General features: G+C 46.9%; 25 protein-coding genes. 22 read left to right on the forward strand and 3 right to left on the reverse strand.

Annotation, left to right across the window (positions count from 1 at the left end):
• The first annotated feature begins 103 nt into the window (after positions 1 to 103).
• The 18 genes from AC0QUU_RS08080 to AC0QUU_RS08165 all read left to right on the forward strand — a co-directional run bounded on the left by AC0QUU_RS08080 (position 104) and on the right by AC0QUU_RS08165 (position 17,812).
• Positions 104 to 976, forward strand: coding sequence for an AraC family transcriptional regulator (locus tag AC0QUU_RS08080; RefSeq protein WP_474541964.1), 873 nt, complete (start codon positions 104 to 106; stop codon positions 974 to 976).
• A 176-nt stretch (positions 977 to 1,152) separates the two neighbouring features.
• On the forward strand, positions 1,153 to 2,100 hold the full coding sequence (locus tag AC0QUU_RS08085; protein WP_474541966.1) for an L-lactate dehydrogenase: 948 nt from the start codon (positions 1,153 to 1,155) through the stop codon (positions 2,098 to 2,100).
• Between the two features lie 89 nt (positions 2,101 to 2,189).
• Complete coding sequence (locus AC0QUU_RS08090) at positions 2,190 to 2,987, forward strand: CoB--CoM heterodisulfide reductase iron-sulfur subunit B family protein (RefSeq protein WP_474541968.1); 798 nt, start codon at positions 2,190 to 2,192, stop codon at positions 2,985 to 2,987.
• Between the two features lie 23 nt (positions 2,988 to 3,010).
• Positions 3,011 to 3,373 carry a 4Fe-4S dicluster domain-containing protein gene (locus AC0QUU_RS08095; protein WP_474545545.1) on the forward strand — a complete coding sequence of 121 codons (363 nt, stop codon included), beginning with the start codon at positions 3,011 to 3,013 and terminating at the stop codon, positions 3,371 to 3,373.
• Positions 3,374 to 3,379: 6 nt separating this feature from the next.
• A complete protein-coding gene (locus tag AC0QUU_RS08100) occupies positions 3,380 to 5,368 on the forward strand; it encodes a 4Fe-4S binding protein (protein ID WP_474541970.1) in 1,989 nt (662 codons plus the stop codon).
• Entirely contained in the window at positions 5,359 to 5,802 is a 444-nt protein-coding gene (locus tag AC0QUU_RS08105; protein WP_205149891.1) for a hydrogenase iron-sulfur subunit, read from the forward strand. Before AC0QUU_RS08100 ends, AC0QUU_RS08105 begins: the two co-directional genes overlap by 10 nt.
• Positions 5,790 to 6,764 carry a 4Fe-4S dicluster domain-containing protein gene (locus AC0QUU_RS08110; protein WP_474541972.1) on the forward strand — a complete coding sequence of 325 codons (975 nt, stop codon included), beginning with the start codon at positions 5,790 to 5,792 and terminating at the stop codon, positions 6,762 to 6,764. The genes AC0QUU_RS08105 and AC0QUU_RS08110 overlap by 13 nt, the downstream gene beginning before the upstream one ends.
• A 3-nt stretch (positions 6,765 to 6,767) precedes the next feature.
• Entirely contained in the window at positions 6,768 to 7,808 is a 1,041-nt protein-coding gene (locus AC0QUU_RS08115) for a 4Fe-4S dicluster domain-containing protein (protein ID WP_474541974.1), read from the forward strand.
• The gene (locus AC0QUU_RS08120; RefSeq protein ID WP_474541976.1) at positions 7,808 to 8,662 is read left to right on the forward strand and encodes an FAD/NAD(P)-binding protein; all 855 of its coding nucleotides are present in this window, start codon (positions 7,808 to 7,810) and stop codon (positions 8,660 to 8,662) included. Before AC0QUU_RS08115 ends, AC0QUU_RS08120 begins: the two co-directional genes overlap by 1 nt.
• A gap of 17 nt (positions 8,663 to 8,679) precedes the next feature.
• A complete protein-coding gene (locus tag AC0QUU_RS08125) occupies positions 8,680 to 9,354 on the forward strand; it encodes a 2Fe-2S iron-sulfur cluster-binding protein (RefSeq protein WP_474541978.1) in 675 nt (224 codons plus the stop codon).
• A gap of 12 nt (positions 9,355 to 9,366) precedes the next feature.
• Positions 9,367 to 10,968 carry an FAD-dependent oxidoreductase gene (locus AC0QUU_RS08130; protein ID WP_474541980.1) on the forward strand — a complete coding sequence of 534 codons (1,602 nt, stop codon included), beginning with the start codon at positions 9,367 to 9,369 and terminating at the stop codon, positions 10,966 to 10,968.
• Between the two features lie 19 nt (positions 10,969 to 10,987).
• Complete coding sequence (locus tag AC0QUU_RS08135) at positions 10,988 to 12,145, forward strand: aspartate-alanine antiporter-like transporter (RefSeq protein WP_474541981.1); 1,158 nt, start codon at positions 10,988 to 10,990, stop codon at positions 12,143 to 12,145.
• Positions 12,146 to 12,257: 112 nt separating this feature from the next.
• Complete coding sequence (locus AC0QUU_RS08140) at positions 12,258 to 13,100, forward strand: fumarate hydratase (protein ID WP_474541983.1); 843 nt, start codon at positions 12,258 to 12,260, stop codon at positions 13,098 to 13,100.
• Positions 13,101 to 13,658, forward strand: coding sequence for a Fe-S-containing hydro-lyase (locus AC0QUU_RS08145; RefSeq protein WP_474541985.1), 558 nt, complete (start codon positions 13,101 to 13,103; stop codon positions 13,656 to 13,658).
• A gap of 115 nt (positions 13,659 to 13,773) precedes the next feature.
• The gene (locus tag AC0QUU_RS08150) at positions 13,774 to 14,442 is read left to right on the forward strand and encodes an SdpI family protein (RefSeq protein ID WP_474541986.1); all 669 of its coding nucleotides are present in this window, start codon (positions 13,774 to 13,776) and stop codon (positions 14,440 to 14,442) included.
• A 426-nt stretch (positions 14,443 to 14,868) separates the two neighbouring features.
• Entirely contained in the window at positions 14,869 to 15,624 is a 756-nt protein-coding gene (locus AC0QUU_RS08155) for a polysaccharide deacetylase family protein (protein WP_474545546.1), read from the forward strand.
• Between the two features lie 39 nt (positions 15,625 to 15,663).
• On the forward strand, positions 15,664 to 16,383 hold the full coding sequence (locus AC0QUU_RS08160) for a tRNA threonylcarbamoyladenosine dehydratase (protein ID WP_474541988.1): 720 nt from the start codon (positions 15,664 to 15,666) through the stop codon (positions 16,381 to 16,383).
• Between the two features lie 112 nt (positions 16,384 to 16,495).
• Positions 16,496 to 17,812 carry a replication-associated recombination protein A gene (locus AC0QUU_RS08165; protein ID WP_474541989.1) on the forward strand — a complete coding sequence of 439 codons (1,317 nt, stop codon included), beginning with the start codon at positions 16,496 to 16,498 and terminating at the stop codon, positions 17,810 to 17,812.
• Here AC0QUU_RS08165 and AC0QUU_RS08170 read toward each other — a convergent pair.
• Both AC0QUU_RS08170 and mnmL read right to left on the reverse strand, forming a co-directional pair.
• On the reverse strand, positions 17,789 to 18,301 hold the full coding sequence (locus AC0QUU_RS08170) for a DUF4364 family protein (protein WP_474541990.1): 513 nt from the start codon (positions 18,299 to 18,301) through the stop codon (positions 17,789 to 17,791). The genes AC0QUU_RS08165 and AC0QUU_RS08170 overlap by 24 nt on opposite strands.
• A complete protein-coding gene (gene mnmL, locus AC0QUU_RS08175) occupies positions 18,294 to 19,229 on the reverse strand; it encodes a tRNA modification radical SAM protein MnmL/YtqA (RefSeq protein ID WP_474541991.1) in 936 nt (311 codons plus the stop codon). Before mnmL ends, AC0QUU_RS08170 begins: the two co-directional genes overlap by 8 nt.
• Before the next feature lie 347 nt (positions 19,230 to 19,576).
• Between mnmL and rho the strand changes: the two genes are divergently transcribed.
• Complete coding sequence (rho, locus tag AC0QUU_RS08180; RefSeq protein ID WP_474545547.1) at positions 19,577 to 20,926, forward strand: transcription termination factor Rho; 1,350 nt, start codon at positions 19,577 to 19,579, stop codon at positions 20,924 to 20,926.
• Between the two features lie 267 nt (positions 20,927 to 21,193).
• Here the strand turns inward: rho and AC0QUU_RS08185 are convergent, their stop codons facing one another.
• On the reverse strand, positions 21,194 to 22,507 hold the full coding sequence (locus tag AC0QUU_RS08185) for an IS30 family transposase (protein ID WP_087210550.1): 1,314 nt from the start codon (positions 22,505 to 22,507) through the stop codon (positions 21,194 to 21,196).
• A gap of 240 nt (positions 22,508 to 22,747) precedes the next feature.
• Between AC0QUU_RS08185 and rpmE the strand changes: the two genes are divergently transcribed.
• From rpmE to prmC, 3 genes are all read left to right on the forward strand, one after another.
• Entirely contained in the window at positions 22,748 to 22,948 is a 201-nt protein-coding gene (gene rpmE / locus AC0QUU_RS08190) for a 50S ribosomal protein L31 (protein WP_474541993.1), read from the forward strand.
• 68 nt (positions 22,949 to 23,016) lie between these two features.
• A complete protein-coding gene (locus AC0QUU_RS08195) occupies positions 23,017 to 23,931 on the forward strand; it encodes a DUF1385 domain-containing protein (protein ID WP_474541994.1) in 915 nt (304 codons plus the stop codon).
• Positions 23,928 to 24,836, forward strand: a complete 909-nt coding sequence (gene prmC / locus AC0QUU_RS08200) for a peptide chain release factor N(5)-glutamine methyltransferase (protein WP_474541996.1) — start codon at positions 23,928 to 23,930, stop codon at positions 24,834 to 24,836. The genes AC0QUU_RS08195 and prmC overlap by 4 nt, the downstream gene beginning before the upstream one ends.

Here is a 24,836-nt window from a genome sequence, read left to right on the forward strand (position 1 = left end):
TACGTGCAATAATATGTAAAAATGTTGCGGACAATCCGGGGGAGAATTATAATTAAAATAAGACCGGGCGAAAGAAAACAGCAGCAGGAAAGGAGGGAAAAGGGTGTCGGATTCATATAAGCATTCGTACAAAGTAGGAGAGAATCTTCTGACATCTCTGGCAGTATATAATGTAGGCTATCAGAAATGTGAACCGAAATATCAGTGGGGACCGGGAATCAGAGATCATTACTGTATTCACTATATTATATCCGGCAGCGGATACTATACAGTGGGGAAGATGTCCCGCCGCCTTACAGAAGGGGATACATTTATTCTCTATCCGGGAGTGGAAGTTCAGTATTACGCAGACAGTGAAGAACCCTGGGAGTACGGCTGGGCAGGATTTATGGGGGCAGATGCGGCCTCCATCATCAGAAATACAGCTTTTACGAAGGAAATGCCGTATATTCTCCGGGGGAGAGTACCGGAGAAGAAGATACGGGATGGACTGGAGCGTATTTATCAGGTAAAAGGGAACACTTACGAAGCTGCCGTTGCAATGGCAGGGGCTCTGTACAGCCTTCTGGCCGTATTTATGCATTACGGAGAAAAGGAAAACCAGGAAAAAGACATACAGAGCACTTATGTGGAGAAGGCGGAGAAGTATATAGAAACGAACTACTCTTATCCGGTTACAGTAGAAGATGTGGCCGCCTATGTGGGTATCAGCCGGAGTCATCTGTTTCGATCCTTCCAGACCTATATGGGGAAATCTCCGAAAGAGTTCCTCTCCGAGTACAGAATCAAGCAGGCATGTCATCTGCTTAAGGAGACAGATCTGTCTGTATCGGCCATTGCATACTCTGTCGGTTTTGAAAATAACCTGTATTTTTCGAAAGCATTTAAAAAACATAAGGGAGTCAGTCCGTCAGAATACAGAAAAGACAGAAAAACCCAATTGTCTTTTAAAAAAGACAGCTTGTCAAATTATTGACAATATGGTATGATCAAGGAAGTGAAATCTGATTAATTTTTGTTTTTACGGAGGGAAAAGCAGTGCAGCTCTTTTTTTGATGAAATGATACTTGGATTAAAAAAACAGCAGCGTATTAATCTTGATTTCTTTTTTTATTGCGAGAAAAATTTAAAAGAAAGGTAAGTGGAGAACAAATGAGCAGTAAAATCACAATCATCGGCGCCGGAAGTGTCGGAGCCACAATCGCGTACAAACTTTCATATGAAGATATCGCATCTGAAATTGTAATGATCGATATCAACAAGGACAAGGCTGAGGGAGAGGTTATGGACATCAAGCAGGGAACCTGCTTCAGAAATCCGATTTCAATCATCGCAGGAGATTATGAGGATGCAAAGGGATCCGATATTGTTATCATCACCTCCGGAATTGCCCGTAAACCGGGACAGACAAGAATTGAGCTTGCACAGACAAATGTAAATATTATTAAATCCATCACTCCGGAGATCGTAAAAGCGGCACCGGATGCAAAATACATCATTGTAAGTAACCCGGTTGATGTTCTTACTTATGTATTTACAAAGATTTCCGGACTTCCGGAGAACCAGATTATCGGTTCCGGTACACTTCTTGATACCGCACGTCTTCGTTCCGGACTGTCAGAGCATTTCGGCGTGGCACAGAAAAATATTCACGCATATGTATTCGGTGAGCACGGAGATTCTTCTTTTGTACCGTGGTCAGGCGCAACAATTGCTACTGTAAATGTAGATGATTATTATGAGTCAATGAAGAATCACGGCATCGATCTTGGAGAACTGGATAAAGACGGAATGGAAGAGTTCGTTCACAAATCAGGCGGAGAAGTCATTGCAAAGAAAGGCGCTACATTCTATGCAGTTTCTGTTGCTGTATGTCAGCTCTGCAGCATGGTGGTGGCAGCTTCCGATTCAGTGGCAACTGTTTCTTCACTGATGCACGGCGAGTACGGAATTGAAGATGTATGTGTAAGTGTTCTGTGTCTGGTCGGACCGAACGGAGTTCAGGGCAAGGTTCCGATGCGTTTGACAGACGAGGAAGTTGCGAAACTTCAGTCAAGTGCAAATAAGTTAAAAGAAGTAATCGCTCAGTTGGAAATATAATTTATAAACCCCACGGCGGTTTCCGCGTGGGGTAAATTTAAGTGACAAGGCGGCCTGGTTTTCCGCCTGACAGACAAGGAGGTAATACTATGAAATACAGTTATTATCCCGGCTGCACCCTGAAAAACAAGGCTCAGGATCTGGATCGCTATGCCAGAGCTTCAGCAGAGGTGCTGGGATTTGAACTGGAAGAGATCAGCGAGTGGCAGTGCTGCGGCGGTGTCTATCCGCTGGGAAGTGACGAGATTGCCACAAAACTGTCTTCTGTCCGTGCGCTCAATGATGCAAAGGAAAAGGGCCAGGATCTGGTTACACTTTGTTCTGCCTGTCATCACGTACTTAAGCGTGTGAACGATGATATGAAGAATGTAGAGGATATCCGGACAAGAGCCAATAATTACATGGCGCTGGATGAACCGTATACCGGAGAGACTACTGTACTTCATTTCCTTGAAGTGCTTCGCGACCGGATCGGATTTGATGAAGTGAAAAAGAAAGTAGTAAATCCGCTTACAGGAAAGAAGATCGGAGCTTATTACGGCTGTCTGCTTCTTCGTCCGGGCAAGCTGCTTGCCTTCGACAATCCGGAAAATCCGAAGATCATGGAAGACTTTATCCGTGCTATCGGTGCAGAGCCGGTAATTTATCCGTACCGCAATGAGTGCTGCGGAGGATACATATCTCTGAAAGAAGAGGATATGTCAAAAGAAATGTGCAGAAAGATTGAGGAGAGCGCGTCCGGATTCGGCGCAGATATGCTGATTACGGCCTGTCCTCTGTGCATGTACAATCTGAATAAAAACAACGGCGGAAACCTGCCGGTATATTACTTTACAGAGCTCCTGGCAGAGGCGCTGGGCGTGAAGGAGGAGGTGAAGGCACAGTGAAAACAGAACAGAAACGCGCAGAAATGATTAAGGAAATCAGCGGTGTAAATCCTCTGAAGTGTATGAAATGCGGTAAATGTTCCGCTTCCTGTCCTTCTTATAATGAAATGGACATCAAACCTCACCAGTTTGTCTCCTATGTGATCAACGAGGATATCGAATCCCTTGTTCAGTCAAAATCCCTCTGGAAATGCCTTTCCTGTTTTGCATGTGTAGAGAGATGTCCCCGGGATGTTAAGCCGGGCAAACTGATCGATGCTGCAAGACAGATCGTTGTGCGTGAGAAGGGGCAGGACTACCTGACTCCCGATGAGATTCCGGAACTGATTGATCCGGACACACCGCAGCAGCTGCTTGTAAGTGCATTCAGAAGATACAGGAGGTGATAAAAGGTGCAGAGAATAGGAGTATTTGTCTGCCATTGCGGAACGAATATCGCGGCAACGGTAGACGTGAAGAAAGTTGTGGAGATGGCTCTTCATGAGCCGGGCGTTGTTCACGCTGAGGATTACGCATATATGTGTTCCGAGGCCGGACAGGAGCTGATCCACAAAGCGATCAAAGAAAAACAGCTGACCGGACTTGTTGTCTGTTCATGTTCTCCGCGTATGCATGAGACGACATTCAGAAATGCAGCGGAGAAAGCGGGATTAAACCCGTATATGGTAGAAATCGCAAACATCCGTGAGCACTGCTCCTGGATCCACAAGGATATGGAAGAGGCGACGGAGAAAGCAGTTATTCTGATGCGTGCGGCGGTTGCAAAAGTAAATCTTGACGCACCGCTTCAGCCGGGTGAAAGCCGTGTTACAAAGAGAGCACTTGTAATCGGCGGCGGTATCGCGGGTATTCAGACAGCCCTTGATATTGCAGAGGCAGGATATCCGGTGGATATTGTGGAGAAGACACCGAGTATCGGAGGAAGAATGTCACAGCTTGACAAGACATTCCCGACACTGGACTGTTCTTCCTGTATCCTGACACCGAAGATGGGAGAAGTGAACGCACATCCCCTCATCAATATCTATACATACAGTGAAGTAGAGAGTGTGTCCGGTTTCGTGGGAGACTTTACGGTTGAGATCCGCAAGAAAGCAAGAAGCGTGGATATGAATAAATGTACAGGCTGCGGACTGTGTCAGGAAAAATGTCCGAGCAAGAAGACTCCGAGCGAGTTCAACCGCGGCTTAAGCAACAGAAGCGCGATCTATACACCGTTCGCACAGGCAGTTCCGAACGTTCCGGTTATTGACCGTGATGCCTGCATCAAGTTCAAGACAGGAAAATGCGGAATCTGTTCCAAGGTGTGCCAGGCTGGCGCAATTGACTACGAACAGAAGGATGAGATTGTTACAGAGAAGTACGGTGCAATCGTAGTTGCAACCGGATTTGATATGATCAAGCTTGACAAATATGATGAGTATGCGTACAGCCAGAGCAAAGATGTTATTACATCTCTGGAACTGGAGCGTATTATGAACGCTGCAGGACCGACAGGCGGACATCTGGAGCGTCTTTCCGACGGAAAGGCACCGAAGGAAATCGTATTTGTTCAGTGTGTGGGAAGCCGCTGCGCAGACGACAGAGGAAAGAGCTACTGCTCAAAGATCTGCTGTATGTACACAGCAAAACATGCCATGCTGATCCGCGACAAATATCCGGATACAAATGTGACGGTATTCTACATTGATGTGAGAACGCCGGGCAAGAACTTTGATGAGTTCTACCGCAGAGCAGTAGAAGACTATGGTGTAAACTACATCAAAGGACAGGTCGGAAAAGTCATTCCGCAGCCGAACGGAAAGCTGCTTGTACAGGGCGCAGACCTGATCGACAACAAACAGATCTTGAAAGAGGCTGATATGGTCGTTCTCGCTGCTGCCATTGAGCCGAATCCGGATGTGAGAAAAATTGCTACTATGCTGACAGCAAGTATTGATACAAACAATTTCCTTACAGAGGCTCATGCAAAGCTTCGTCCGGTTGAGTCACCGACAGCAGGTATCTTCCTTTCCGGTGTATGCCAGGGACCGAAGGATATTCCGGAGACCGTTTCCCAGGCAGGGGCTGCAGCTGTAAAAGCAATCGGACTGCTTGCGAAAGACAAGCTGCTGACCAATCCGTGTACGGCACATTCAGACGAACTGCTTTGTAACGGATGTTCTCAGTGCGCAAATGTATGCCCGTACGGAGCAATCAGCTACGAGGATAAAGAGGTGAATGACCACGGAATCCGTGAGACAAGACGTATTGCTGTTGTAAACGATGCGCTTTGTCAGGGCTGCGGTGCTTGTACTGTAACATGTCCGTCCGGAGCAATGGACCTGCAGGGATTCTCTAACAGACAGATCTTAGCGGAGGTGGATGCGATATGTCGATAGAAAAGAATGAAGAATTCAGACCAAAGATCGTTGCGTTCTGCTGTAACTGGTGCAGTTATGCAGGCGCTGACCTGGCGGGAAGCAGCCGTATGTCCTACTCGGCAGATGTTAAGATCATCCGTGTTCCCTGCTCCTGCCGTGTCAATCCGATGTTCATCTTAAGAGCATTTGAGAGAGGAGCAGACGGTGTGATTATGTGTGGATGCCATCCCGGCGACTGCCACTATACATCCGGCAACTTCTACGCAAGAAGACGTATGACGCTTCTGTTCTCCATGCTGGATTATATCGGAGTGGAAAACGGACGTACCCGCGTAGAGTGGGTATCTGCCGCTGAGGGTGCGAAATTCTCCCAGACTATGCATGAGTTTGTGGATAAGATTACATCTCTTGGCAAAAACGTAAGATTGGAGGATTTAAGATGCAGGAATTAATCAACCGCGCAAAAGAGCTTCTGGCCGACGGAACTGTGGCAAGAGTGCTCGGATGGAAAGCCGGGGACCTGCCTTACAATCCGGAACCGGCTTACTTTGAGAAAGAAGAAGACTTTGCGGATTTCGTATACAACGGATTCTGCGGAGCAAACTTAAGCAAATATATGATTGAGGCTTCCAAATTGGAAGGAAAAACTCTTGTCTGCCTGAAGCCATGCGATACATACAGTTTTCAGGAACTGATGAAAGAGCACCGCGTAGACCGCGACAAGGCGTACATCATCGGCGTAGGATGTAAAGGCAAGCTTGACATTGAGAAGATCAAAGCGATGGGCATCAAGGGAATCAAGAGCATCTCCGGCGCAGAGATCGAAGACGAGGCGGAGACGCTGACGATCGATACGATCTACGGAGAGAAGACTTGTGCATATGCTGACGCTATGCTGGAAAGATGCCATGTGTGCAAGGGCAAGGACCACATGGTCTTCGACGAGGTTATCGGAGAGTCCAAAGAGACGAAGGATGCGGACCGCTTCGCAGAAGTGGAGAAGATCGAGGCGATGAGCCCGGAAGAAAAATTCGCATTTTTCCAGAAAGAGCTGAGCAAATGTATCCGCTGCAATGCCTGCCGCAACGTATGTCCGGCATGCAGCTGCCGCAAGTGCGTATTTGACAGCAATAAATTTGACAGCGCACAGAAAGCGAACGTGGACTCCTTTGAGGAGAAAATGTTCCACATTATCCGTGCATTCCATGTAGCAGGAAGATGTACGGACTGCGGAGAGTGCAGCAGAGTATGTCCGCAGGGAATCCCGCTTCATCTGTTTAACCGGAAGTTCATCAAGGATATCAATGAACTGTACGGCGAGTATCAGGCAGGCGCGGATCTGGAGCCGAGAACCCCTCTTACCAGTTATGAGTTTGAGGATGTAGAGCCGGGAATTGTGGCAGAAAGGGGATAATGTATGTATAAGATCGCAAAAGAAAATCTGACGGCATTATTTCAGAAGATTGCCGCAGAACAGGAATTATATCTGCCCGTGAAGACTGCCGATAAAGTGAATTTCGGCGTGTGGACAGAGGACGCAGAGGTTGACCTGGATACATTAAAAACCGTAAAATCCCCGAAAGATGTCTTTTTCCCGCAGAGCGAGACTCTGTATACATGTATCAGGGACGGCAAGAAAATCAAGGTAGAGCCTGAGGCGTTAAAAGAACAGAATTTTGTTGTATTTGGCATGAAAGCCTGTGACGTAAAAGGCGTGGAAGTACTGGACAGAGTATTTCTGGTAGATCCGCTGGATACGTTTTATGCTGCGAGAAGAGACCACGGAACCATCGTTGCGCTTGCATGTCATGAGCCGGAAGAAACATGTTTCTGCAAGGTGTTCGGTGTGGACGCGGCAGAACCGGCAGCAGATGTGGCGACATGGATGATCGGGGATGATATGTACTGGAAGGCACTCACAGAAAAAGGTGAGGCGCTGACAGAGGCAGTAAAAGATATTCTTACAGAGGATAATGCAGGGGAAGAGACTGTTGAAAAAGAAAAGGAAGCGATCCACAGTATTGTTGAGCAGCTGCCGTACAGTCACCTTTCACTGGAAGGCTGGAACGGAGACGTGCTGATGGAGAAGTTCGAGGATCCGCTGTGGGACGAGCTTTACAAACCCTGTCTTGCATGCGGAACATGTACATTCGTATGCCCCACATGTCAGTGCTATGATATTAAAGATTATGATACCGGAAAGAACGGCGTTCAGAGATACCGCTGCTGGGATTCCTGCATGTACTCTGACTTCACTATGATGGCTCACGGAAACAACCGTAAATCCCAGAAAGAAAGATTTCGTCAGAGATTTATGCATAAACTGGTATACTATCCTGCGAACAACGACGGAATGTATTCCTGTGTGGGATGCGGAAGATGCGTGGAGAAATGTCCGGCTTCATTAAATATCGTGAAAGTGATAAAAGCATTTCAGAAACAGGGAGGTGAGCAGTAATGAGTGAATGTACCTGTCACAAGAACTATACTCTGGATACGCTGATCCCTAAAGTGGGCGTGATTACAGATATCCGTGAAGAGACGCCGGATGTAAAGACATTCCGTGTCAACGCTCCGGAAGGCGGAAAACTTTTCGAACATATGCCGGGACAGTGTGCAATGCTCTGTGCTCCTGGAATCAGCGAAGGTATGTTTTCAATTACTTCTTCGCCGACCAACAAAGAATATCAGGAATTCAGCATTAAAAAATGTGGTGTTCTGACTGAGTATCTGCACAGCCTGGAAGTGGGAGATGAGATTACCGTCCGCGGACCTTATGGAAATCATTTTCCGGTGGAAGATAAGCTGAAAGGAAAAGACCTTCTGTTTATTGCCGGCGGTATCGGTCTTGCTCCGCTGCGTTCTGTTATCAATTACGTACTGGATAACCGTGATGATTACGGAACAGTGGATATCGTATACGGATCCCGTTCCGCAGATGATCTGGTTCAGTTAAAAGAAATTCAGGAAGTATGGATGAATGCGCCGGACGTGCATGTACATCTGACCATCGACCGTGAGCAGGAAGGCTGGGACGGCCATGTTGGATTTGTGCCGAACTATGTGAAAGAGCTTGGATTTGACGTAAATAAAACAGCTCTGATCTGCGGCCCTCCGATCATGATCAAGTTTACACTTGCGGGCCTGGAAGAACTTGGATTTTCCAGAGAGCAGGTGTATACCACACTGGAGCTCCGTATGAAATGCGGAATCGGCAAGTGCGGAAGATGCAATATCGGATCAAAATATGTATGTAAAGACGGCCCGGTATTTCGTTGCGATGAGATCGATGAGATGCCGAATGAATACTAGGGAAAGGAAGAAATATCATGGAAAAAATGGTAAATGTATATTTTTTCGGTAAGAAATACAGTGTACCGGCTGACCTGACGATCATGACAGCTATGGAGTATGCGGGATATACACTGAAAAGAGGATGCGGCTGCCGTCACGGTTTCTGCGGTGCCTGTGCCACGATCTACAGGATCAAAGGGAAAAATGAACTGAAGACATGTCTTGCCTGTCAGACGCAGGTGGAAGAGGGCATGTATGTGGCAACCGTTCCGTTCTTCCCGACAGACAAGAGAACATATGATATTGAAGATATCAAACCGGAGCAGAGAGTTATGATGGATCTGTATCCGGAGATTTACAGCTGCATCGGATGCAACGCATGTACAAAGGCATGTACACAGGATCTGAATGTTATGCAGTACATCGCATACGCACAGCGAGGAGATTTCGAAAAATGTGCGGAAGAGTCCTTTGACTGTATCGGATGCGGATGCTGTTCTGTAAGATGTCCGGCAGGAATCTCGCACCCGATGGTAGGAGTCCTTGCAAGACGTCTGACAGGAAAATATATCGCGCCCGAGTCCAAGCATCTGACAGAGCGTGTGGAAGAGATTCACCACGGTGATTATGATCAGCTGATCGAGCAGATCATGGAGAAGCCAATTACAGAGATGCAGGAACTTTACAACAACAGAGAGATTGAGAAATAAGGAGGGAAGATCATGTTTACACCGGAAATGATGGAATCCGTAAAGAAAGTGGAGGCCACCAGAGCTGAGCGTCTGGGCACAGAACCGAGACGTATGACAGCGGAAGAAAAAGATGCTCTCCTTAAGGAGTTCCATCCTGACTACAGGGAAGAAGCATTTGCAGAGATTAAAATCGGACCGAACAAGGGACAGAAGGCACCGAAGGAACTGGTGCATCTTCTCCACTCCAACAGCCGTCTGCTTACTGAGCATGTTGATATCAGCAAAGTAGACTATGATGTGGATGTACTTGTTATCGGAGGCGGCGGCGCAGGCGCTTCTGCCGCGATCGAAGCTCATGAGGCAGGCGCAAATGTAATGATTGCCACAAAGCTTCGTATCGGCGATGCCAACACGATGATGGCAGAAGGTGGAATCCAGGCTGCTGATAAGGAGAATGACTCACCGGTACAACACTATCTGGACGCTTTCGGAGGCGGACATTTTGCTGCAAGACCGGAGCTGTTAAGACGTCTTGTCATGGAAGCACCGGATGCGATCAAATGGCTCAATGAGCTGGGCGTTATGTTCGATAAGGATGAAACAGGCCGTATGATTACAACACACGGCGGCGGAACATCCAGAAAGAGAATGCATGCCTGCAAGGATTACTCCGGAGCAGAGATTATGCGTACACTTCGCGATGAAGTACTGAACCGTCAGATCCCGGTTGCCGAGTTTACAGTAGCGGTAGAGCTGATCAGAGATGACAGAGGCCAGGTTGCAGGAGCTGTGCTTCAGAATCTGGAGACAGAGGACTACCTGGTTGCAAAGGCCAAAACCGTTATTATCGCAACAGGCGGTGCGGGACGTATGCACTATCAGGGCTTTCCGACATCCAATCACTACGGCGCAACGGCAGATGGTCTGATTCTCGGATACCGTATGGGAGCTCCGCTTCTGTATCAGGATACGATACAGTATCACCCGACAGGTGTTGCATATCCGTCACAGATTTTCGGCGCACTTGTAACAGAGAAGGTACGTTCTGTAGGCGCACAGCTTGTTAATGTAGACGGAGAGGCGTTCATGCATCCACTGGAGACACGTGACGTGGCTGCTGCTTCAATTATCCGTGAGTGTACGGCGCGCGGCAAAGGCGTGACTACACCGCTTGGAAGCGGCGTATGGCTTGATACCCCGATGATTGAGGAGCTGGGCGGAAAGGGAACCATCGAGAAACGGATCCCGGCTATGCTTCGTATGTATATGAACTATGATATTGATATGAGAAAACTTCCGATTCTTGTATATCCGACACTTCACTATCAGAATGGTGGTCTGGAGATCGGCGGAGACGGATTTACAAAAGTAATCGATAACCTGCTTGTCGCAGGCGAGGCTGTCGGAGGAATCCACGGAAGAAATCGTCTGATGGGTAATTCTCTGCTTGATATCATCGTATTCGGACGCAACGCAGGAAAGGCTGCAGCGGCGAAAGCGAAGAATGTAGAGCTTGGAAACATGAATCTTGATCATGTACAGGCATATGCACAGGAACTTAAGGAAGCCGGACTTGATACCGGAGATGTTTCCCCGCTTCTGCTCCCGAAATATGCAAGACACGAGAGATAGAAGGGAGTAAGAAAAAAGAATGGATATATTAGCATGGTTTCAGGACAGCGTTCTTGGCAATACACTGATGGTTGTGTTTATGGTAGCTTTTATAGGCTATCTTGTTGGAAGCATTAAGATCCGCGGAGTAGAGCTTGGTACAGCCGGTGTTCTCCTTGTAGCTCTGGTATTCGGACATTTTGGATTTAAAGTGCCTGATCTGGTCAGGGAACTGGGACTGATCTGTTTCGTAACTTCTGTAGGATTTATTGCAGGACCTAAGTTCTTTCGGAATTTCAAGATTAATGCGAAATCCTATATCCTGCTGGGATTTATTATTATCGTAGTAGGAGCTCTGACTACGGTCTCAATTATTGAGATTGCAGGTGTTCCGTCAGATATCAGTGTAGGTATGATGTCAGGGGCTCTGACAAGTACGCCGGGTCTCGCGGCAGCAATTGATGCTACCGGATCCGCAAATGCGTCTGTCGGATATGGAATTGCCTACCCGTTTGGCGTTGTGGGCGTTGTACTTTTTGTACAGCTTGTTCCTAAACTTCTGAAAACAGACATGGCGGCAGAACGCGCGAAATTCGAGGCTGCCCAGAACGTTGGAGACGACCAGCTGAAAAAGAAAAGCAAACTGTTTGTTGTGGATGAGATGGGGCTTTTCCCGTTTGCACTCGCCATCGCACTGGGAATTATCCTGGCCAAGATCGTAATTCCGCTTCCGGGCGGAGCAGAGTTCTCGCTGGGAACCTCAGGCGGTCCGCTGATCGCAGGTCTGATCCTCGGACATTTCGGACATGCGGGAAAGATCAGTTTCCATGTAGAGAAATCAGTTCTGGAGTGCTTAAGAGAGTTTGGTCTTGCGCTGTTCCTTATCGGAGCCGGCGTGGAGGCCGGTGCAGGATTTATCGAAATCCTGAAAGAGCAGGGAGTTGTTCTTTTCCTTTACGGCGCACTCATCACACTGATTCCGATGCTTGTCGGATATTTTGTGGCAATGAAGCTGATGAAACTGAGCCTGTTTAACACATTGGGATCCATCTGCGGAGGTATGACAAGTACCCCGGCTCTTGGAACTTTGATCCGTGTAACTGGTACAGATGATGTAGCCTCCGCATATGCGGCGACTTATCCGGTAGCTCTTGTGTTCGTTGTACTGAGCTGCCAGTTTATCGGTATTTTCCTGTAAAATCAGAGTGGATCTGGACGATCTGCTTTGCTGTTCTGCGGACTGTACAGGCCTGAGATGCTAAAGCAGTCCGCGAATATTATAAAAAAATAAAAGGAAGGAGTTGATTTACATGCGTGAAATTAATGTAAGTACACTTACGGATGTGATCGAGAAACTCTGTATTGAGGCAAACAATCATCTTCCGGAGGATGTGAAATGTGCGATCCGTGACTGCCGTGCATGTGAAGACGGCAATATTGCTCAGGGTGTTCTGGACAATATCATCGAGAACTTTGAGATCGCAGACAATGAGAATGTGCCGATCTGTCAGGATACCGGCATGGCATGTGTATTTCTTGAGATCGGACAGGATGTACATCTTGTAGGAGGAGATCTCAGAGAGGCAGTGGACGAGGGAGTCCGCCGCGGATATACAAACGGATATCTGCGTAAATCCGTCGTAAAGGATCCGGTGCGCCGTGGAAATACGGGAGACAACACTCCGGCAATGCTCTATACGGAAATTGTGCCGGGTGAAAATATCAAGATCACAGTAGGACCGAAGGGATTCGGCAGTGAGAATATGAGCCAGATCCGTATGTTTAAGCCTTCAGCAGGTCTTCAGGGTATCAAGGACTTTATAATTGAGGCAGTGGAAACAGCCGGTCCGAATCCGTGTCCGCCTATGGTAGTTGGTGTTGGTATCGGCGGAACATTTGATAAATGCGCACTTCTGGCAAAGAAAGCGCTGATGCGGCCCCTGGATTCTTCCAATCCGGATCCGTTCTATGCAGATCTTGAAAAAGAAATGCTTGAGAAGATTAATGAGCTGGGAATCGGTCCTCAGGGATTCGGCGGAAGAACAACGGCAATCGGCCTGAATATTGAGACAATGCCCACACATATCGCAGGAATGCCCTGTGCAGTTAATATCAACTGTCATGTGACACGCCACAAATCGGAGGTGATATAAATGGCAAGAAAGATTACATTACCACTCACAGAGGAACTTGCTAAAACACTCCACGCAGGAGATCAGCTGCTTCTTACAGGAACGATTTATACTTCCCGTGACGCCGGACACAAGAGAATGTGCGAGGCGCTGGCAAAAGGAGAAGATATCCCCTTTGATCCGAAGGATGCAACGATCTATTATGTAGGACCGACTCCGGCAAAACCGGGACAGGTAATCGGAAGCGCCGGCCCTACAACCAGCGGACGTATGGATGCATATGCTCCGACTATGATGTCTGTGGGAGCACGAGGCATGATCGGAAAAGGCGCACGTCTTCCGGAGGTAGTGGAAGCCATGAAGAAATACAGCGGCGTGTATTTCGGAGCCATCGGCGGAGCCGGAGCACTGCTTGCAAAATGTATCAAAAAAGCAGAGCTTATCGCATATGAAGATCTGGGAGCAGAAGCACTCAGAAAGCTTTATGTAGAAGATATGCCGGTTGTTGTTATCATCGACAGTGAAGGTAATAACCTGTACGAAGAAGGAAGAAAAGCATATCTTGATTCTAAAAAATAATTGACGTCAGATAATAAAAGATGTAAGATTCAGGCAGTATTTATAGTTTTATACTGCCTGATTTTTTTTGAAAGAGATACTCTGAGGTTTGCTGAAGAGAGAGGAGAAAACGGCAATGAAGAAAAAGAAAATCGTGTATTGTATGTATTATATTCTGATGTTTCTGCCGTTGGTGGTTACTGTTATATCGCTGATTTTTCTGCCGGACCGGATTCCCGCTCATTATGGATCTGAGAATCAGGTGACCCGTTGGGGAAGTAAATATGAAACGCTTATCTTTCCGGCAGAGACGATGATCTGTGGTGCCATTATAACAGCAGTGGCAAAAAGTGCCGCCGGGAATAAGAAGGACGGAGAGAAGAATGAGAAAGCAGTAGTTATAATCGGAATAGCTGTTCTTCTTTTGTTCAACCTGATGATATTTTATTTTCTGTACGCGGATTTCAGACAGATCAGTAATCTTTCGGACATGCCTGTTGATATTACCGGTCTTGTGTTCTGCTATCTGGGCGCTGTGATAATATTATGCGGTATTCTTATGCCGGAACTGAAAAGAAACTCAATGATCGGACTCAGAACCAAATGGAGTATGAAAAATGAAGTAACCTGGGAAAAAAGCCAGAAATTCGGCGGAATAAGCTTTGTTATATCCGGCGTATGTATAATCGCGGCCAGCCTTCTCACAGAAGGAACGATGTGCGTGGTATGGTCGCTGGGAATTCTGGCTGCTGATGTAATCATAGATATTATCTACACCCGGATTGCGGCTTACAAATACAGATGAACTTGAATTTATCTGCGGCATGCGATTGAAAAAGTCCGAAAATACTTTGATACAGAGTAAACAGAAATCGTATTCGGAGAGCGGCTGCGGGAAATTTCAGCTCCGTTCCGCGTAATAATTAAAACTATAAAATCCTGAGCACAGGCTAAAAACAGGATTTTCAATGGAAACTCACGTTCTGTTCGGACAGATCCATTGAAAATCCTAACGCCTGTACTCAGGGTTTTAAGTTTTACTAAATTACGCTTCAAGTCGCAGAAATTTCCCGCAGCCACTCTCCGAAAGGCGTATCCAGCCGTTTGTATCCAAGCATTTTCTGCTTTCATCCAACCAGCATTGCCGCCGATAATTTCAAATTTCAGAATGTACAGTTTGCGGGCAGCATAGGATGTAGAAACCACAAAGGCAGGTACTTGTGTGGGAGAGTTGAACAAAGAGGGAAGAAGGAATCTGAAATACCAAATGCAGGCGCTGGCGTTTCTGTGTGTTCTGAACTTTTTCCCGCTGCATGCGGATGATAGCGGAAAGGCTCCGGAAGATACGGGAAAAGCCAGTGGATTACAGAGTCTGGAAACCGGAGGGATGGAAGCGGGGGAGACAGAAACTGATGCTGACCGGCCGGGGCCGTCGGTTGCCATAACATTTGATGACGGACCGAATGCATCCTGTACTCCGGTGCTGCTGGACGGACTGAAAGAGCGGGGCGTGAAGGCCACTTTTTTTGTGATTGGACAAAATATTGAAAAAGATGAGAACAGAGATATCATCAGACGGATGTACCAGGAAGGACATCAGATTGGAAATCATACTTACAGCCATGTAAATCTGGCGCAGATGAGCCGGGAGGAAGCTCATAAGGAACTGGATATGACAGACGCGCTTATCCGCGAAATTACGGGAAAAGAAACAGAATTTGTACGACCGCCTTTTGGCGCATTCCCGGCTGATATGGAGGAAGAACTGGATAAACTTTATGTGAAATGGACTGTGGATCCCCTTGACTGGACAACGGAAAATGCCGATGAAATTGTTCAGAGAGTAGTGACGGAAACGGAAGAAAATGATATTATTCTTTTGCATGACTGCTACAGCAGTTCGGTGGAAGCCGCTTTGCGTATTATCGACATCCTTCAGGAAAGAGGATACGAGTTTGTTACAGTGGACCGTCTGCTGATGGATTAGATGAAATTACGAAATATCTGGAAAAGGAACGATTTGATTATGATACATGAATATACAAGAACGGAAATGCTTCTGGGAAAAGAAGGGATGCTGCGCCTCAGGCAGGCTTCGGTTGCAGTGTTTGGCGTGGGCGGCGTAGGTTCCCACTGTATTGAGGCACTGGCAAGAAGCGGTGTGGGTCGTCTGCTTCTGATTGATAATGATACAGTATCTCTTACAAATATTAACCGGCAGTCTATTGCATATCACAGTACTGTCGGGAGATATAAGACGGAAGTGATGAAAGAACGCATCAGGGATATTGATCCGGAAACACAGGTGGAAACATGGGAAACCTTTGTCCTGCCGGACAATCTGGAACAGTTTTTTGCCGGACCGGTGGATTATATTGTGGATGCTATTGATACAGTGAGCACAAAGATTGCCCTTGCAGAGCTGGCCTGCCGCAGAAAAATTCCTCTGATCAGCAGCATGGGAACAGGCAACAAGCTGCATCCGGAGCTGTTTGAGATTGCGGATATTTACCAGACGAGTGTATGCCCTTTGTGCAGAGTGATGCGCAGAGAACTGAAGAACCGTGGGATCCCTCATCTGAAAGTTGTATATTCCAGAGAAAAGCCGGCATCCGTCCGGAATGAAGATGAGGTGGAAAAGAGAGAAACAGGACGGCCTGTGCCTGGCAGTGTTTCTTTTGTCCCGCCGGCGGCCGGTCTTCTGATGGCCGGAGAAGTAATCCGGGAATTGACTGGGATTCAGTGACCGGACAGAGTCGGGCGGTATATTAGGAATGCATATGATGGCCCGGAAGAGACCATCCGGTCAGAACAGGAGAATACAGCAGGCATTTGTGACTGGGAGGATGAATGGAATTATGGATTTATTTGATTATATGAGAGAGAAAACGCAGGAAACAGAGGCGCCCCTCGCGTCCAGGATGCGCCCGTCTGCCCTGGATGAGGTGGTAGGACAGCAGCATATTATTGGAAAGGACAAGCTTCTTTATCGCGCCATAAAGGCGGATAAGCTGAGTTCTGTAATATTTTACGGACCTCCGGGAACCGGAAAAACCACACTGGCTAAGGTGATTGCCAATACGACCAGCGCAGAGTTTAAACAGATTAATGCAACATCTGCAGGCAAAAAGGACATGGAAGAAGTAATCCGGGAAGCAAAGGATCTGAAGGGAATGTATGGACGAAAAACCATTCTCTTTATTGATGAAATTCACAGATTCAATAAGGGACAGCAGGATTACCTGCTGCCATTTGTGGAAGACGGAACCGTGATTCTCATTGGAGCAACGACGGAAAATCCATATTTTGAGGTAAATCAGGCCCTTCTGTCACGATCCAGTATTTTTGAACTGAAGCCTCTTACAAAAGAAGAGATCCGTCTGTTAATTCAGCGCGCGGTTTCTGATACGGAAAAAGGGATGGGAAGCTTCCATGCAGAACTGGACGAGGATGCACTGGAGTTTCTTGCAGACCTTTCAGGCGGAGATGCCAGAACGGCGCTGAATGCAGTGGAGCTTGGTGTGCTTACTACAGAGCGGGCGGATGACGGCATCATACATATTACTCTTGATGTAGCGTCGGAATGTATTCAGAAAAGAGCAGTGAACTACGATAAGAGAGGGGATAATCACTATGATATCATTTCTGCCTTTATTAAAAGCATGCGCGGATCAGACCCGGATGCCGCGGTATATTATCTGGCAAAAATGCTTTATGCAGGAGAAGATATTAAATTTATCGCCCGCAGAATTATGATCTGTGCCTCGGAAGACGTGGGAAACGCTGATCCCATGGCTCTTACTGTGGCAGTGTCGGCAGCTCAGGCGGCAGAACGCATCGGGATGCCGGAGTCAGCGATCATTCTGTCCCAGGCCGTGACTTATGTGGCTTCTGCCCCGAAAAGCAATTCTGCGGTGAACGCGATTACCGCCGCCCAGCAGGCCGTGCGGCAGTACAATACATCCGTGCCGGTACATCTGAGAGACGCCCACTATAAAGGTGCAAAGGATCTGGGACATGGCACGGGATACAAATATGCCCATGATTACCCGGGGCACTATGTGAAACAGCAGTATCTTCCAGATGAAATAAAAGACGCCAGGTTCTATGAACCCGGCGAGCTGGGATATGAAAAACAGATAAAAGAATATCTAGAGAAGCTTCGAGAGCAGTAGGGTATAAATTTCCTGACTCTGACGGCTCCAGTTTGCGGCAATGGACTCGGCCTCCTTTTCGGTGGGTACGGTGAGTTTCAGGTCGATCAGGCTGAAGCCGTTTTCCATAATCTGACACCGTACTTCAAACTCCCGGTTTGTATTCAGGTAATAGTCAGATTTTACAGAAGATTCCTCTTTCAGGTCATACTGTTTTTCCCGGAGGAAATCATCAATATCCTGCTGTATGGCAGGGGAAATCTTATTTGCAAAGAAGTGGATTGTCTCCGCGCCGCTTTCTGTCAGATGGTAGAGCGTGCGGTTGTGGGTTGTCTCTGCGCTGAGAAGACCGGAATCGCCCAGCTCGGAAAGCGTCTCCTGAAGCCGGAAGTAGGAGGTATATCCTTTATCCAGTATAAATTCGGAAATCTGTGATGTGGTAAGGGGAAAATCCACCTTGTCAAGCATATATAAAACTATTAATTTGTATAAAGTATATGTTTCAGCCATAATACTCCTTTCCCTGCCATATGTCATTTTCTTTCAGATACTGCTGAAATCGGTTCAGTACGGTTCGTTTTGCGCCGGTCCAGAGAGGCGCAATGAGAAGCTCCTTCGGTCCGTCTCCGGTCAGACGGTGTATGGAAATATCCGGTCGGAGCCGGGCGACGCATCTGCCCAGCACCCGGATATACGTTTCCATATCCGGAACATAAAATGGAGCTTTTTCATAGTCCAGCGCAAGATCTGTTCCCCGGAGAATGTGCAGAAGCTGCAGCTTGATTCCCTGAATATCTGTCCGGTTCAGATAATCGATGGTTTCCATCATCATTTCTTCCGTTTCTCCGGGAAGAAAAAGGATGGCATGTACAATTACCCGGATGCCTGCCGCACGAAGGTCTGATACGGCTTTGTCAAAAACTTCCAGGGGATAGCCTCTGCGGATATAATCTGCCGTGCGGGGATGAATTGTCTGCAGTCCCAGTTCCACCCAGACCGGTTTGATCCGGTTCAGACGTTCCAGAAGATTCAGCACATCTTTTCCAAGACAGTCCGGCCGTGTGGCCACAGACAGAACCTTTACATCCGGATCCCGGATGGCACGGGAAAAAATGTCTTCCAGATAATCCACCGGAGCATAGGTGTTGGTAAATGCCTGAAAATAGGCAATGTAGGAGCGGATAGGGCGTTTCTGCGCCAGATCCTTTTTCCCTCTGGCGAGCTGCGCCTCTATCGGAAGAGCGGCGGAGCCGGCAAAATCACCGGAGCCTTTTGCGCTGCAGAAGATACATCCGCCGGTACCGCAGCGCCCGTCCCGATTCGGACAGGTCATGCCTCCGTTCAGTGTGATTTTGTAGACCTTTTCGCCAAATGTATTTTTCAGTTCATAGTCAAGAGAATAATACCGCCGTTCACCCCAGCGTTTTTTATCATCCATAAAAAGGACATCCTCCCAGCAGTTTCATATGGTGGAAACAGACGTTTCTGCGAGCGCTGTTCCCGTCATCTTTAACACGGTTTATAATAACACTCCTGTTCAAACTTGACAAGTGCGGGGCCGGTCTGTATAATCGGAATATATATTCAGATAGGAGATTGTTTTGCGCATTCATGCGTTGACGTGGGGCTCCTTATCAGGTTATGCAATGCGAGATTTCGATTATCGTCAGTTCAGACGAAGATTCCTGAAGCATTTAAGCAAAAACACAGAACAGCACAAAGGAAAGAACAAGTAAAAGACCGGACAGGAATAATGGTATGAGTAAACAGGAAAGGAAACCAAATATGACAAGAGAAAAGTATGAATCTCTCCCCCTGGCTACGCTCAAAGAGCTGGCAAAAGCAAGAAAAATGCGCGGTATTTCAGGTATGAAAAAAAGTGATCTGATCGATGCAATGCTTGCTTTGGATGAGCAGGAGCGTCAGAAAGCGGCCAGCGCGGAGGCAAAAGAAGAAGTAAAAGAAGAAATGCGGGAGAAAAAGGAAGAAACCGATATTGAGATGCTTGACAGCGGACATGTGGCGAACGGGATTCTTGAAGTGCTTCAGGACGGCTATGGGTTTATCCGCAGCGAAAATTATCTTCCGGGGGAGAATGATGTGTATGTTTCTCCGTCTCAGATCAGAAGATTTGGTCTTAAAACCGGAGATATTCTGACCGGAAATACAAGGGTTAAGACCCAGGGAGAAAAATTCAGCGCTCTATTATATGTGTCTACGATTAATGGTCTGCGTCCGGCGGAAGCTTTGAAGCGTAAGAATTTTGAAGACCTGACTCCGATTTTCCCGAATCAGAGAATTCGTCTTGAAACTCCCGGAAGTTCTACGGCCATGCGGATTGTAGATCTGGTTTCTCCTATTGGAAAAGGCCAGAGAGGGATGATCGTATCCCCTCCGAAGGCTGGAAAAACTACGCTTTTAAAGGAAGCGGCATTGTCTGTTCAGAAAACGGAGCCGGATATGCATCTCCTGATTCTGCTGATAGATGAACGTCCGGAGGAGGTTACGGATATCAGAGAAGCTATTGCGGGGCCTAATGTGGAAGTAATTTATTCTACATTTGACGAACTCCCGGAGCATCACAAAAGAGTTTCTGAGATGGTGATCGCAAGGGCAAAGCGTCTGGTAGAACATGGAAAGGACGTTATGATTCTTCTGGACAGTATAACACGACTGGCAAGAGCGTACAATCTTACGGTTCCGCCTTCAGGAAGAACGCTTTCCGGCGGCCTTGACCCGGCTGCGCTGTATATGCCGAAGCGCTTTTTCGGGGCTGCGAGAAATATGCGGGAAGGCGGCAGTCTGACCATTCTTGCCACAGCTCTTGTGGATACAGGCAGCAAGATGGATGATGTGGTATATGAAGAGTTCAAAGGAACCGGCAACATGGAACTGATGCTGGACCGCAGACTTCAGGAAAAACGGATGTTTCCGGCAATTGACATACCGAAATCCGGCACAAGGCGGGAAGATCTTCTTCTGACAAAAGAAGAGCAGGAAGCGGCTTATATTATCAGAAGAGCCATGAATGGAATGAAAGCAGAGGAGGCTGTGGATAATCTTCTGAATATGTTTGCACATACAAAGTCAAACAGTGAACTTGTGCGCCAGGTAATCCGACAGAAATTCATATAATGTGACAGAAGTTGCTAACTTGAAATTTTAAATTCCAGTGCAGAGTTAAATTCCACCACACTTTGTTTTTTGCCGATTTTGCAGAAGATTTTTGAGCAAAATATCCTCTTTTCTGCTATAATTAGCTCAACTCATCGAAAAATACTTGATTTCTGGGCATAGGAAACGGACCGCTGAAAAATAGTGTGCGAGACTGAATTCCACCGGTCACATCTAAAAAATGTGAAATGTTTACTTCCAGTCTGACAGCAGATTTCGATCAGTTGATTAGTGATTAAAGCGGATCAGCTTAGGTGTCAGATTTACCTCATCCGGGGCAATCGGCCTAAGCTGAAATGCGTTTAAGACCTCTCCTCCCAGCGTTTCCAATGCAACGCTGTATGGCGTTCTTCCATCCAGGCTTTCCCTGGGAGTAGAGTTGATATGGTTCACGATCAGATTGACATCCCATTGTGTGAGAAACTCAAAGCTGGTGCCTTTCGGCAGAACCATCCGGAGCATCGTGTGTGTCTGCTCCAGTCCGCCCTTCTGCCCGCTCTGCATCGGGTCACAGTAATAAATGCTGGAACGCTGTATTCCGTTTACACCGGTCTCCAAAGCATCCGGGTCACCAAATTCAGAGCCCCGGTCCGTCAGGATATATTCAAACACGGAAGCGAATTCAAAAGTTCCCATACGCTTTTCCAGACGGTCAAAAACAAGACGGACAGCGCCTTTCGTGCATCGGTTCATCAGAAAGGCGAGGAAGAGCTTCTCTTTGGTGAAAAACATAGTCAGCAAGGTCTTTTTTGATTCCCTGGACGAATGTACGGTATCCATTTGAACATAGTCTGTTAGACCGAGGGAACAAAAGTCGCGATATAACCGGTTGGTGAAGACGGCTCTGTCCGTGATCTGTGTTTTATGGCACTTCCTTGGCTTGAAATGGACCTTCCGCTTCAGATCTATGTTACGTGCCGTAAAGAGTCCCTGATCAAGATAGGAATACATCGTACGGACGGACATATCCAGTTCTGGATGGTTTGTCAGGATATGATAAGGGGACTGTCCCTGTTCGATCAGAGGGGAAACGATCAGATCCTTTTCGTGAAGTTCCCGTTTCGTCATGTTGATCCCTGTTCTGGAATCCCGAAGTGTTTCCCGATACTTCCTGTCAGCAAACCTGGCGTTATAAGAGTATTTGTGGGCGATCGTGCAGTGACTGATTTTTTTCGTACAGCCGTTGCAGACATAGGGAGCCCGGTCAAGCCTTGAGCAGCGTTCTTTTTCGAAGTCTTTGCAGGTCTGGTTACAGGTAGGACAGGATGCGCATTTGATGCCGCACAGGACAATCTTTCCGCAGGCATTTGTCTTCCTGCAGTGATAGCGGTGGGTACAGAAGTTTTTGGCATTATAGAAAGTCCCTTTATGATACCAATCCGAGAGCCGGTGAGCCCTGACTTCTTTTGAGATTGTGGTAGGGTCCTTGCACAGGAACCTGGCAATATCTTTAAAGGATGTGCCTTTGTTCAGTTCATTTTCGATATAGATACGGTCTTCGAGGGTAAGATGTTTCTGGTTACCAGGAATATATTTACTCATCATGTGCCTCCTTCTACTGCTGTCAGAAGGAGAGATAACCATACCATGAATATATGAAAGAGTAAATATCAACTGTGCAGAAGTAAACTCTACTGTCCCTTAGAGGGGTGGAATTTAAAATTTCATTTTAGGTGTGACAGAAGTTTATTAAAAAATAGTTGCAAAAGAAAATATCTTATGCTACAATTAGAAAGCTGTTTATAGAGTAAAATAAGTATTTTAAATAGAGAGGTGAAAATCATGCGCGAAGGAATCCATCCGGAATATCATCAGGCAACAGTGACCTGCAACTGTGGCAACACATTTACTACAGGTTCTACAAAGGAAAGCATCCACGTGGAAATCTGCTCCAAATGCCATCCGTTCTATACAGGTCAGCAGAAAGCAGCTCAGGCTCGCGGCCGTGTTGACAAGTTCAACAAAAAATATGGTATTAAATAAAAATGATACGTTGCAGGCTGAGGTGAGATCATCTCAGCCTCTTTGTTGTTTATAAGACAGGAGGCACAATGAAATCATCGAACATAGGCGGACAGGCGGTCCTGGAAGGCATTATGATGCGCAACGGATCAAAATATTCCGTGGCAGTCCGTAAACCAGACGGTGAAATCGTGGCGGATGTGAAGGACTATAAAAGTGTGATTCCCTGGAAAACACCTTTAAAGATTCCGTTTATCCGGGGGATATTTAATTTTGTAGATTCACTTGTTCTGGGAATGAGGACACTGACTTATTCAGCAGGCTTTTTTGAAGATGAGGAGGAAGAGCTCCTTACGGAGGAAGAGGCTGCAAAAAGAGAAAAGCAGGAAAAGATCTTTTTAAATCTTACTGTAGCAGTAGCTGTGATTCTTGCTGTAGCAATTTTTATGATACTTCCGTATTATCTGAGCAGTATTGTAGAGCGATATACGTCTTCCAGAGCAGTTATGACAGTATTTGAAGGGGTAATCCGGGTTGTTATTTTCCTGCTTTATATTCTTCTTATTTCCAGGACAAAAGATATCAAAAGAACATTTATGTATCACGGCGCGGAACACAAGTGCATTAACTGCATCGAGCACGGACTGGAACTGAATGTGGAGAATGTAAGAAAAAGTTCAAAGCAGCATAAAAGATGCGGGACAAGCTTTCTTTTTTTCGTAATGATTGTAAGTATTATTTTCTGCTTTTTTATTGTTACAGAATCTCCTGTTCTGAGGGTAGTACTGCGGATTGCACTTTTCCCTTTGATTGCCGGAGTATCCTATGAAATTATCCGGCTGGCGGGAAATAGCGACAATTCTTTTGTTAATCTTTTAAGTAAGCCGGGCATGTGGGTGCAGAATATGACTACAAAAGAGCCGGATGACTCCATGATTGAGGTCGGAATCCGGGCTGTGGAGGAAGTGTTTGACTGGAAAACCTGGCAGAGGGAGAATTTATGACGCTGAAAGAAGCCTGTGGCACAGGAAAACAGGAACTTGCCCAGGCCGGGATTCCGGATGCGGCGCTGGATGCCTGGTATCTCCTGGAATACGTAACCGGAATTACCCGCACCGCTTATTTTGCAGAACCCGGAATGCAGATTGGTGATGAGCAGTATAAAAGATACCGGTCTCTTATAAAGAAGAGGGCGGAACATATACCTCTTCAGCATCTGACCGGTGAACAGGAATTTATGGGGCTGTCTTTCCGGGTAAATGAAAATGTACTGATTCCCCGGCAGGATACAGAGATTCTGGTGGAAACGGCACTCAAATTTCTGACAGACGGTAAAATCCCGGCAGCGGGTAACGGCATTTGTCTGTTGGATATGTGTACCGGATCCGGATGTATTTTAATCAGTGTATTGTATTATCTGAAGAAAAACGGTTTATCCGGAAGCGGAGAAAGAGCGGAAGTCTTTGCTCAGGGAACCGGAGCAGATATTTCAGAAAAAGCACTTGCCGTTGCAGAAGAAAACGCTGAAAGACATCACATAGAAGCCCGGTTTGTGCAGGGAGATCTGTTTGAGAATGTGGAAGGAAGGTATAGTATGATACTTTCTAATCCTCCGTATATTCGCACTTCCGAAATTGACTGCCTGCAGGATGAAGTGAAAATGCATGATCCGATCTGCGCGCTGGACGGAAAAGAAGACGGGCTTTATTTTTACAGAAGGATTGTAAAGGAAAGCAGAGCATACCTGGAACGGGGAGGCATGCTGATATTTGAGATCGGATATGATCAGGCCCGGGAAGTTGCGGAGCTTATGATACGGGCCGGGTTTTCTGACGTCCGGGTCAGAAAAGACCTGGCAGGACTTGACCGGGTAGTATGCGGCAGGTATGATAACGAATGGAAAGGATAG

The organism is Mediterraneibacter sp. HA8405 (genome assembly GCF_056148955.1).

Coding starts and splice junctions, on each gene's coding strand:
- AC0QUU_RS08085 (WP_474541966.1), top strand. CDS start 1,153: ATGAGCAGTAAAATCACAATCATCGGCGCCGGAAGTGTCGGAGCCACA.
- AC0QUU_RS08090 (WP_474541968.1), top strand. CDS start 2,190: ATGAAATACAGTTATTATCCCGGCTGCACCCTGAAAAACAAGGCTCAG.
- AC0QUU_RS08095 (WP_474545545.1), top strand. CDS start 3,011: ATGATTAAGGAAATCAGCGGTGTAAATCCTCTGAAGTGTATGAAATGC.
- AC0QUU_RS08105 (WP_205149891.1), top strand. CDS start 5,359: ATGTCGATAGAAAAGAATGAAGAATTCAGACCAAAGATCGTTGCGTTC.
- AC0QUU_RS08110 (WP_474541972.1), top strand. CDS start 5,790: ATGCAGGAATTAATCAACCGCGCAAAAGAGCTTCTGGCCGACGGAACT.
- AC0QUU_RS08115 (WP_474541974.1), top strand. CDS start 6,768: ATGTATAAGATCGCAAAAGAAAATCTGACGGCATTATTTCAGAAGATT.
- AC0QUU_RS08120 (WP_474541976.1), top strand. CDS start 7,808: ATGAGTGAATGTACCTGTCACAAGAACTATACTCTGGATACGCTGATC.
- AC0QUU_RS08125 (WP_474541978.1), top strand. CDS start 8,680: ATGGAAAAAATGGTAAATGTATATTTTTTCGGTAAGAAATACAGTGTA.
- AC0QUU_RS08130 (WP_474541980.1), top strand. CDS start 9,367: ATGTTTACACCGGAAATGATGGAATCCGTAAAGAAAGTGGAGGCCACC.
- AC0QUU_RS08135 (WP_474541981.1), top strand. CDS start 10,988: ATGGATATATTAGCATGGTTTCAGGACAGCGTTCTTGGCAATACACTG.
- AC0QUU_RS08140 (WP_474541983.1), top strand. CDS start 12,258: ATGCGTGAAATTAATGTAAGTACACTTACGGATGTGATCGAGAAACTC.
- AC0QUU_RS08145 (WP_474541985.1), top strand. CDS start 13,101: ATGGCAAGAAAGATTACATTACCACTCACAGAGGAACTTGCTAAAACA.
- AC0QUU_RS08150 (WP_474541986.1), top strand. CDS start 13,774: ATGAAGAAAAAGAAAATCGTGTATTGTATGTATTATATTCTGATGTTT.
- AC0QUU_RS08160 (WP_474541988.1), top strand. CDS start 15,664: ATGATACATGAATATACAAGAACGGAAATGCTTCTGGGAAAAGAAGGG.
- AC0QUU_RS08165 (WP_474541989.1), top strand. CDS start 16,496: ATGGATTTATTTGATTATATGAGAGAGAAAACGCAGGAAACAGAGGCG.
- AC0QUU_RS08170 (WP_474541990.1), bottom strand. CDS start 18,301: ATGGCTGAAACATATACTTTATACAAATTAATAGTTTTATATATGCTT.
- mnmL (WP_474541991.1), bottom strand. CDS start 19,229: ATGGATGATAAAAAACGCTGGGGTGAACGGCGGTATTATTCTCTTGAC.
- rho (WP_474545547.1), top strand. CDS start 19,577: ATGACAAGAGAAAAGTATGAATCTCTCCCCCTGGCTACGCTCAAAGAG.
- AC0QUU_RS08185 (WP_087210550.1), bottom strand. CDS start 22,507: ATGAGTAAATATATTCCTGGTAACCAGAAACATCTTACCCTCGAAGAC.
- rpmE (WP_474541993.1), top strand. CDS start 22,748: ATGCGCGAAGGAATCCATCCGGAATATCATCAGGCAACAGTGACCTGC.
- AC0QUU_RS08195 (WP_474541994.1), top strand. CDS start 23,017: ATGAAATCATCGAACATAGGCGGACAGGCGGTCCTGGAAGGCATTATG.
- prmC (WP_474541996.1), top strand. CDS start 23,928: ATGACGCTGAAAGAAGCCTGTGGCACAGGAAAACAGGAACTTGCCCAG.